The organism is Leisingera sp. ANG59, assembly GCF_013317235.1.
GTDB lineage: Bacteria > Pseudomonadota > Alphaproteobacteria > Rhodobacterales > Rhodobacteraceae > Leisingera.
This window is the reverse complement of record NZ_WLCM01000003.1, coordinates 219,837-227,738: the sequence shown is the minus strand read 5'-3', so window position 1 is coordinate 227,738 and position 7,902 is coordinate 219,837. Positions and strand designations below refer to the sequence as shown.

General features: G+C 60.4%; 8 protein-coding genes, 1 tRNA gene and 1 pseudogene. 3 read left to right on the top strand and 7 right to left on the bottom strand.

The window, feature by feature from the left end; all coding sequences use genetic code 11:
* On the top strand, positions 1-120 hold a 120-nt coding region (locus GKC28_RS04335; RefSeq protein ID WP_217433978.1), incomplete at its 5' end, for an ATP-binding protein.
* 202 nt (positions 121-322) lie between these two features.
* On the opposite strand, the pseudogene GKC28_RS04330 reads toward GKC28_RS04335, so the two are convergent.
* Positions 323-1,127, bottom strand: a pseudogene (locus tag GKC28_RS04330) (transposase); the annotation flags it as partial.
* 125 nt (positions 1,128-1,252) lie between these two features.
* Positions 1,253-1,329, bottom strand: a tRNA-Arg gene (locus tag GKC28_RS04325).
* Between the two features lie 144 nt (positions 1,330-1,473).
* On the opposite strand from GKC28_RS04325, the gene GKC28_RS04320 reads away from it, so the two are divergent.
* Both GKC28_RS04320 and GKC28_RS04315 read left to right on the top strand, forming a co-directional pair.
* A complete protein-coding gene (locus GKC28_RS04320; protein WP_174145372.1) occupies positions 1,474-2,499 on the top strand; it encodes a LacI family DNA-binding transcriptional regulator in 1,026 nt (341 codons plus the stop codon).
* The gene (locus tag GKC28_RS04315; RefSeq protein WP_174145370.1) at positions 2,499-3,701 is read left to right on the top strand and encodes a winged helix-turn-helix domain-containing protein; all 1,203 of its coding nucleotides are present in this window, start codon (positions 2,499-2,501) and stop codon (positions 3,699-3,701) included. Before GKC28_RS04320 ends, GKC28_RS04315 begins: the two co-directional genes overlap by 1 nt.
* Before the next feature lie 7 nt (positions 3,702-3,708).
* Here GKC28_RS04315 and GKC28_RS04310 read toward each other — a convergent pair whose 3' ends face one another.
* The 5 genes from GKC28_RS04310 to GKC28_RS04290 form a co-directional block, all read right to left on the bottom strand.
* Entirely contained in the window at positions 3,709-4,137 is a 429-nt protein-coding gene (locus GKC28_RS04310) for a thioesterase family protein (RefSeq protein ID WP_174145368.1), read from the bottom strand.
* A gap of 87 nt (positions 4,138-4,224) precedes the next feature.
* Entirely contained in the window at positions 4,225-4,401 is a 177-nt protein-coding gene (locus GKC28_RS04305; RefSeq protein WP_174145366.1) for a hypothetical protein, read from the bottom strand.
* A 152-nt stretch (positions 4,402-4,553) separates the two neighbouring features.
* Positions 4,554-6,059, bottom strand: coding sequence for a TRAP transporter large permease (locus GKC28_RS04300; RefSeq protein ID WP_174145364.1), 1,506 nt, complete (start codon positions 6,057-6,059; stop codon positions 4,554-4,556).
* Positions 6,056-6,637 (bottom strand): TRAP transporter small permease, encoded by a 582-nt coding sequence (locus GKC28_RS04295; RefSeq protein ID WP_174145362.1) that lies wholly within the window; start codon positions 6,635-6,637, stop codon positions 6,056-6,058. Before GKC28_RS04295 ends, GKC28_RS04300 begins: the two co-directional genes overlap by 4 nt.
* 81 nt (positions 6,638-6,718) lie before the next feature.
* Positions 6,719-7,762: a TRAP transporter substrate-binding protein gene (locus GKC28_RS04290; protein ID WP_174145360.1), complete on the bottom strand. Its 1,044-nt coding sequence runs from the start codon at positions 7,760-7,762 to the stop codon at positions 6,719-6,721.
* Between the last annotated feature and the right edge of the window lie 140 nt (positions 7,763-7,902).

Sequence of the window (7,902 nt, the reverse complement as noted above, 5' to 3'; positions counted from 1 at the left end):
TTCGGTGACGCCAAGATGACAACCGCGCTTCTGGATCGCGTAACTCATCACTGCGCAATCATCGAGACAGGCAACACGTCATACCGGTTCGCACAGAGCAAGCGACGCAGAAAAACATAAACGTCGCGCAAGCAAAGGCCCCAGACGGACTCGCTATAGGAGGGCGGCCCGCCTGGGGCCTTTGCGCCACAAGGGGTGGGTCAAATTCAAACGCTGAAACCGGGTCAGTTTTGAACGCTCATTGACAATGACGCACAGGACCCGGAACCGGCGGCCATCCCTTGCCCGGCAGGGCATTGCGCAGCAATGTCCCGAGAGGGGACAGGCTGTCAGACACGAAGTCCAACGGCCATCTCTGGTTCGGCCCCTGCGGGATCGCCCCTCTCGGCAGCATGCTGCGCATGCGCCTTCCGGGCAGTGATCGGCGCCCGCGTTCCTATCGCGCTTGCGGCCGCTGCGCTTGCGCACGGTCAGCCCCTCTTCACGATAGATCCGATAGAGCGTTTCGCCCTACAAACGATCCCCCGGATCGTTTGCTTCACGGGCTGCACTCCAGTTTACCTTCCAGCCCTCGCGCCCGAGCAAAAGGTGCAACCGTCGATAACCGAACCGCCGCCGTTCGCTGGACAGCTCCTTCAGCCTTGTTCGCAACTCGGCATCCGTCGGCCTGGTTGATCCACGCCGATAAACGCGCGGATCAATCCCGGCCAAGGCACAAGCGCGCCGCTGGTTGTAGTTCTTTTCTGTCATGGCCCAGTCCACAGTTCGCCGCCTTGCACCGGGCTTCAGAAGGGTCCGCAGGCTCACTCGAACGCATGGCGTTCGCCTGCTCCCATTCCCAGCATCTCCTTGAGCGTGGCGACATCGAGCATCTGCTCCGCCAGCATCTTCTTCAGCTTCGCGTTCTCAACCTCGAGCGCTTTCAGCCGCTTGGCCTCGGACACCTCCATGCCTCCGTACTTCGAGCGCCGCTTGTAGAACGTGCCATCGCTGATGCCGTGCTTCCGGCAGAGCTCCTTGGCGCCTCTCCCGGCTTGGTGCTCCTTCAGGATGCCAATGATCTGCTCTTCGCTGAAACGGCTTTCCGCATCGTCTGTCTCCTCGTTTGGAGAGCAGGCTAACTTCAAACCGCGGACTTTTCAGGGGAGCACGTCACTACCAACGATAAGATCTAACGGATTTGGGATCCCACGGGTTTCGTTTCGGACGCCATTGTAGAGCCCGAAACCTCGACGTAACTATTTGATTTTATTGGCGACCCCGGCAGGATTCGAACCTGCAACCTGCCCCTTAGGAGGGGGCTGCTCTATCCAGTTGAGCCACGGGGCCTTACTTTTCGCGATAACAAATCCATCCAGTAATCACAATGGGATGGGCGCTGTCGAATGCCGTTTTGCCGCGCGCAGTTTCCATTGTGCAGCAAGTGATGTCTGCGCTAACGTTGCGGGCAGAAATAGCAAGAGGCTCAGGAACGTGACCACGGACAGCAAGCGCCCGCTTACCCTTCGCGATGTATCCGAAGCAACCGGTGTTTCCGAAATGACTGTAAGCCGGGTTCTGCGCAACCGCGGCGACGTATCGGAAAAAACCCGCTCCAAAGTGCTGACCGCCGCCAAGGAGCTCGGCTATGTGCCCAACAAGATTGCCGGTGCGCTTGCCTCGAACCGTGTGAATCTGGTGGCGGTAGTCATTCCGTCGCTGTCGAACATGGTTTTTCCTGAGGTACTGACTGGTATCAACAAAGTACTGGAAAATACCGAGCTTCAGCCAGTTGTCGGTGTGACAGACTATCAACCTGAAAAGGAAGAGAAAGTCCTGTACGAGATGCTCTCATGGCGCCCGTCAGGTGTGATCATTGCGGGCCTGGAACACACGGATGCTTCCCGCGCCATGCTGAGCAGTGCGGGCATTCCCGTGGTGGAAATCATGGACACCGACGGCAAACCGGTGGACGCGATGGTCGGTATCTCGCACCGGCGCGCGGGCCGCGAGATGGCCAAGGCGATCCTCAAGGCCGGCTACCGCCATATCGGCTTCATGGGTACCAAGATGCCGTTGGACCACCGCGCACGCAAACGCTTCGAAGGCTTTACCGAGGTGCTGGCCAAAGAAGGCGTGGAGATCGAAGACCGGGAATTCTATTCCGGCGGTTCAGCACTAGCCAAAGGGAGGGAGATGACCCAGGCGATGCTGGAGCGGTCTCCCGAGTTGGATTTTCTATATTATTCAAACGATATGATCGGCGCTGGAGGTCTATTGTACCTGCAGGAACAGGGCATCAGTGTTCCTGGCCAGATCGGTCTGGCTGGCTTCAACGGTGTGGAGTTACTGCAGGGTCTGCCCCGCAAGCTCGCAACCATGGACGCCTGCCGTCTGGAGATCGGGCGCAAGGCTGCGGAGATCATTGCCGCCCAGCTGGAAGACCCTGAAACTGACATTGAAAAACGTGTCACACTAACCCCGACAATTTCTTATGGCGACACGCTGAAACGGCGCTGATGGCGCTTCAACGGCTTGGCAATCAAGAAGCGAGGCGGCTGTTCCTGGATCGCCACGCGCTGCTGGAGCAGCCCACGGGCCCGGCCAAGGGCTCCGATTTGCTGACGCTGATCCAACGGCTTGGGTTTGTGCAGCTTGACAGCATCAACACCGTGGCGCGGGCGCATGATATGATCCTGTATTCCCGCCGCCCGGGCTACCGGGCTCAGAATCTCAAACGGCTGTACGAGCGGGACCGCGGGCTGTTTGAGCATTGGACCCATGACGCCGCGATGATCCCGATGGCGTTCTATCCGCACTGGCATCTCAGGTTCCAGCGCGACACCGAGCTTCTGCGCAAACGCTGGCGCAACTGGCAGCGCGACGGGTTTGAAGCGCAATTTGAAACCGTCCTGAACCATGTCCGCGATCACGGGCCGGTCAGCTCTTCCGACGTCGGCAAGGGCGAGAAAAAGGGCTCAGGCGGCTGGTGGGACTGGCACCCGTCCAAGACCGCGCTGGAATACCTCTGGCGCTCCGGCGCGCTGACGGTGGTAGGGCGCAAGGGGTTTCAGAAACGCTACGACTTGACCGAGCGGGTGATCGAGGAGCATCTGCGCCCCGGTGCCGGCTGCGATGAAGCGATGACCGTCAACTGGCTGTGTTCTGCCGCCCTCGACCGGCTGGGCTTTGCCACGTCGCGAGAACTCGCCGCTTTCTGGGACACTGCCTCTTCTGCGGAAGCCAAGGCCTGGTGTGCGGAACAGCTGCGCCAGGGCGAGCTTGAGGAGATCGAAGCCGAGCAGGCGGGCGGCAATCTGCGCAAGGTGTTCGCCCGTCCTGGCACCGTCGAAGTCGCCGGGGAACTAGGCCCGGCGCCGGGCCGGATGCGCGTGCTGACTCCCTTCGACCCGGCCCTGCGCGACCGAAAGCGGGCCGAAAGGCTGTTCGGCTTTCACTACCGGATCGAGGTCTTCACCCCCGCCCCCAAACGGCATTACGGCTACTACGTTTTCCCGCTGCTGGAGGGCGAACGCCTTGCGGGCCGCATCGACATGAAGGCGGACCGCGACGCAGATCTGCTGCGCGTAACAGCCGTCTGGCCGGAGAGTGGCGTGAAATGGGGCGCCGCCCGCACCAGACGGTTGGAGGCAGAGCTGGACCGGGTGGCGCGGTTTGCAGGTGTTAGCGGGGTGGCGTTCTCTGATGGCTGGCTGCGCTGACCAGCGCCTACTCGGGCCGCAGCTGCGCCTCAATCACAGCCCGGTAGTCCTCGGGTGCCTGTTTGGCGGTGAAGGTCTCAGGTGCAATGAAGACGCAGACAAATTTCCCCTCGAAACAGAGTTCCCCGTTTTGCCGCGCATTGACCCGGAAAGTCACCGACTTACTACCCAGGGCAGCAGGCCAAACCTCGCACATCAGCCGGTGCCGGGGGGTGACAGGAGACCGGAAATCGATGCTCATATGCACAAACGGCGTGCCGGTGCCGCGGTCTAGTTCCATCTGGTACCAGCCGTCACCGTCCAGGTGATGCTCCCACCAGGCGTCGATCGCTTCCAAGGCAAAGGCAGGCAGCCGCCCGGTATAGGCAATCCGCGCCGGGTCGCAATCGCCCCAGCCCACGCGGATTTCATGAACGAATGTGTCTTTCCCTGCCATTTTCTGCCGCCCCGCATATTTCTGCAGGCGCATTCTAGCGGCGCGGGTTAGCGGTATCAAACGGCAAAGGCAGCCAGAGCCGCTGCGTCACGAACCGCCGCGTTTGCGGGACAGGATCAGGTCCGGCAGCACAAGCGCGTCAATCAGCGCCTCGCACAATCCAACGCAGTTGCTGCAGCCCACACAAGGCCCCTGCAGCCCGGAAACCTCTTTGGCCAGCGCCTTAACCTTGGTTGCGGCGGCTTTGCTGCGGTTGATCTGCATGGCGGGTCTCCCCTTGTGCGTCGTGTTGGACGTGACCAGCGAAACCCCGAAAGGTGATTCTGGTCAATCCGGGCCGACGTCACAAAATATTTCCGTATCCTGCACCGGTTGGGGCAAACCCTCCCCCGCGCGGGGCGGGAGAGGGCAGAACGTTACTGCATCAGCATCAGCGGCAGCAGCGTGATGATCGGGAAGGCCACCAGGATGACCACCCGGATCAGGTCGGAGGCGACAAAGAACATGACCGCCTTGTAGGTGTCGATCATCTTGGTCTTGCGGTCCATCGCGTTGATGATGAACAGGTTCATGCCCACCGGCGGGGTGATCAGGCCAACCTCCACCACGATCAGCACCAGCACCCCGAACCAGATGGCGACATATTCCGCCTCAATCCGGTTCACCCGGCCTTCGGTCACCCGGATGCCCAGCTCTTTCATCTGCTCACGCGTTAGCTCCGCTCCCGCAGCGATGGCGTCTTTGATCGAGGCCAGCATCTCGGCGCCCATGCCCTCGGGCACGCCTGCCTTCAGTACCTCCATCGCTGCATCCGCCTGCATAGCAGGCAGGGATAACAGGCCGAAATCCATCGCCGAGATCACCGGGAAAAAGATCGGGATGGTCAGCAGGATCATCGACAGCGAATCCATCAGGCAGCCGAACACCAGATAGAAAGCCAGGATCAGCGTCAGCACCACCCAGGGGCTAAGACCCTGACTGACCACAAAATCCGCCAGCTCCTGCGGCACTTTGGTCAGCGCCAGAAAGCCGTTGTAGAACCCCGCCCCCAGCACGATGAAGAAGATCATCGCGGTGGAACGCGCAGTCACCAGAAAGCTCTCGCCCAGGCTTTCGCGGGTCAGCCCGCCATTCATCCAGGCAATCAGCCCGGTGCCGAAGGCGCCCACGGCCGCGCCCTCGGTCGGGGTGAACCATCCCAGATAAATACCGCCAACCACCAGGCCAAAGACCAAAAGCACCGGCCAGACATGGAACAGCGCCGCAAAGCGTTCACGCATAGGCACCGGCGGGCGGGTGCCCGCGCTTTCCGGGAACAGGCGGACATAGACCGAGATCGCAATCACATACCCCAGCGCCGCCAGCAGGCCGGGGATAAAGGCCGACAGGAACAGCTTGGCAATGTTCTGCTCGGTCAGGATGGCATAGATCACCAACACCACAGAGGGCGGGATCAGAATGCCCAGCGTGCCGCCCGCCGCCAGCGTCGCGGTGGAGAAGCCCCCGGCATAGCCGTATTGCTTCAGCTCCGGCAGGGCCACGCGGCCCATTGTGGCTGCAGTGGCCAGCGACGATCCGCAAATCGCGCCAAAGCCCGCACAGGCGCCGATCGAGGCCATCGCCACGCCGCCCTTGCGATGGCCCAGAAACCCTTCGGCGGCCTTAAATAGCGCTGTGGACATGCCGCCCAGCGTTGCGAAATGCCCCATCAGCAGGAACATCGGCACAATGGTCAGCGAATAGGAAGAAAACGTCGTGTAGGTCTCGCTTTTCAAGCGGCCAAAGGCCACTTGGGTGCCGTCCGTGACCCAGATCAGCCCGCCAAGGCCGACCAGAAACATCGAAAGCCCAATCGGAACCCGCAGAAAGATCAGAAGCATCAGAACCGGGAAGGAAGCAATGCCAATTTCAAGAGCCGTCACTGTTCACCCTCCACGCCGTCCCAGATCAGGATGCGGCCGGTAAAGAATTCAATGGTGCGAACCGCACCCATGTAGATGCCCACAATGGCGGCTACGACTGCTGCCAGCAGGCTGATGGCGTAAGCCCACCAGATAGGGAACTCGAGCAGGAAAGAGGTCTCGCCGTTGGAAAATTTTCCTGCCAGACCTTCCGCCAACCGCCAGGCGATCAGGACCAGTACCGCGGCGAAGACAATTTCGGTCACCATCCGCAGAAATCGCTTCACGCTGCGCGGAAAGGCATTAGCCACCACATCGACCGAAGCATGCCCCGCAGTGATCTGGCAAAGCGGCAAAAAGGCAAAGATAGCAAAAGCCACCCCGGCCTCAACCAGCTCGAAGTCGCCGTTCACAGGCCCGACCCAGCCCGTCATCCATTTCGAAAACCCCGGCGCAATCCGCTCCATAAAACCGCCATGGAAGAAACCGTTGAGCAGGCGCCCAGCGATTGAAACACATGTGAGAATAATCAGAAGAGTGAGGACCGCACCGCCCAGGTAGGCCATTGATTTGGCCAGCCGCATCATGAGCTTGTGCATGGTTCAGTTGCCTTGTTCTGGTATGCAAAGGGCCGCTGTGCCAATGCCGCGCGGCCCTTCACTATTATTAGTCCAAACGCCTTACTGGTACTGCGGCGTGTATTTCTCGATCAGTGCGCTGGCCTCCTCGATCAGCGCGGCACCATCGATGCCTTTTTCTTTCATGTCAGCGACCCACTGGTCATAGATCGGCTGGGCACGCTCGCGCCAAATGGCGGTCTGTTCTTCGTCCAGAGTGATCACGTTGTTGCCCAGATCGAGTGCCATCTCGCGCGAGGGGCCGTCTGAATCCGCCTGGGTGCCACCCGCGAAGACCGAGAATTCAAGGCCGGAGTTGTCATCGATCGCCTCCTTCAGGTCATCGGGCAGGCTCTCATACTTTTCTTTGTTCATCGCCAGAACGAAGGTCAGGGTGTAAAGAGCCTTGCCGGTGAACTCGGTGTGGTTTTCCACCAGTTCCGGAACCTTCAGCGCCGCGGTCACTTCCCACGGAATGGTGGTGCCGTCGATCACGCCCTTGGACAGGCCTTCCGGGATCGCCGGAACGGGCATGCCCACCGGGGTCGCGCCCAGTTCCGTCAGAAGCGCGTTGACCGAACGGCCGCCGCCACGGATCTTCATACCCTCCAGGTCCTCGGGCGTTTCCACCGGATCAGACGTGTGGATCATGCCCGGTCCGTGCACCCAGGTGCCCAGGATATGCACATCCTTAAATTCTGTATCTTTCATGTGTTTGTCGAACATTTCCCAATAAGCGTGCGACACAGCGCGCGCATTGGTCATCATGAACGGAAGTTCAAATACCTCGGTCGAGGGATAGCGGCCCGGAGTATAGCCCACCACGGTCCAGACAATGTCCGCCACGCCGTCAATGGCCTGGTCCATCAGCTCCGGCGGTTTGCCGCCCAGCTGCATTGAAGGGAAGCGGTCGATCTTGATCCGTCCACCTGAAGATTCTTCTACGTTGTCAGCCCAGACATCCAGGATAAGTTTCGGCACGTTCGCCTGCGCTGGCAGGAACTGGTGCAGTTTCAGGGTCACCTCTTGGGCGAAAGCCGGCATCGAGCCGAACATTGCCAGGGCCGCTGCGCCCGCTGCCCCCAAAAGCTTTCTGCGAGTGGTCATGTGTGTCCTCCCTTTGACCATATCACTTTTCGGACTTGCCGCCTTCGCAACATTGCTGCGGCTTCCCCCGAGTTTCTTTCCGATTCTGCCGACAAAGCCCCTCGTTGGGTTCGTTTAACGAACCAGCTTCCTCCCTGCTA

What these genes read in the sequence shown, in the direction of transcription:
- GKC28_RS04315 (WP_174145370.1), top strand. Translation starts at nt 2,499, where the DNA reads ATGGCGCTTCAACGGCTTGGCAATCAAGAAGCGAGGCGGCTGTTCCTG.
- GKC28_RS04310 (WP_174145368.1), bottom strand. Translation starts at nt 4,137, where the DNA reads ATGGCAGGGAAAGACACATTCGTTCATGAAATCCGCGTGGGCTGGGGC.
- GKC28_RS04305 (WP_174145366.1), bottom strand. Translation starts at nt 4,401, where the DNA reads ATGCAGATCAACCGCAGCAAAGCCGCCGCAACCAAGGTTAAGGCGCTG.
- GKC28_RS04295 (WP_174145362.1), bottom strand. Translation starts at nt 6,637, where the DNA reads ATGCACAAGCTCATGATGCGGCTGGCCAAATCAATGGCCTACCTGGGC.
- GKC28_RS04290 (WP_174145360.1), bottom strand. Translation starts at nt 7,762, where the DNA reads ATGACCACTCGCAGAAAGCTTTTGGGGGCAGCGGGCGCAGCGGCCCTG.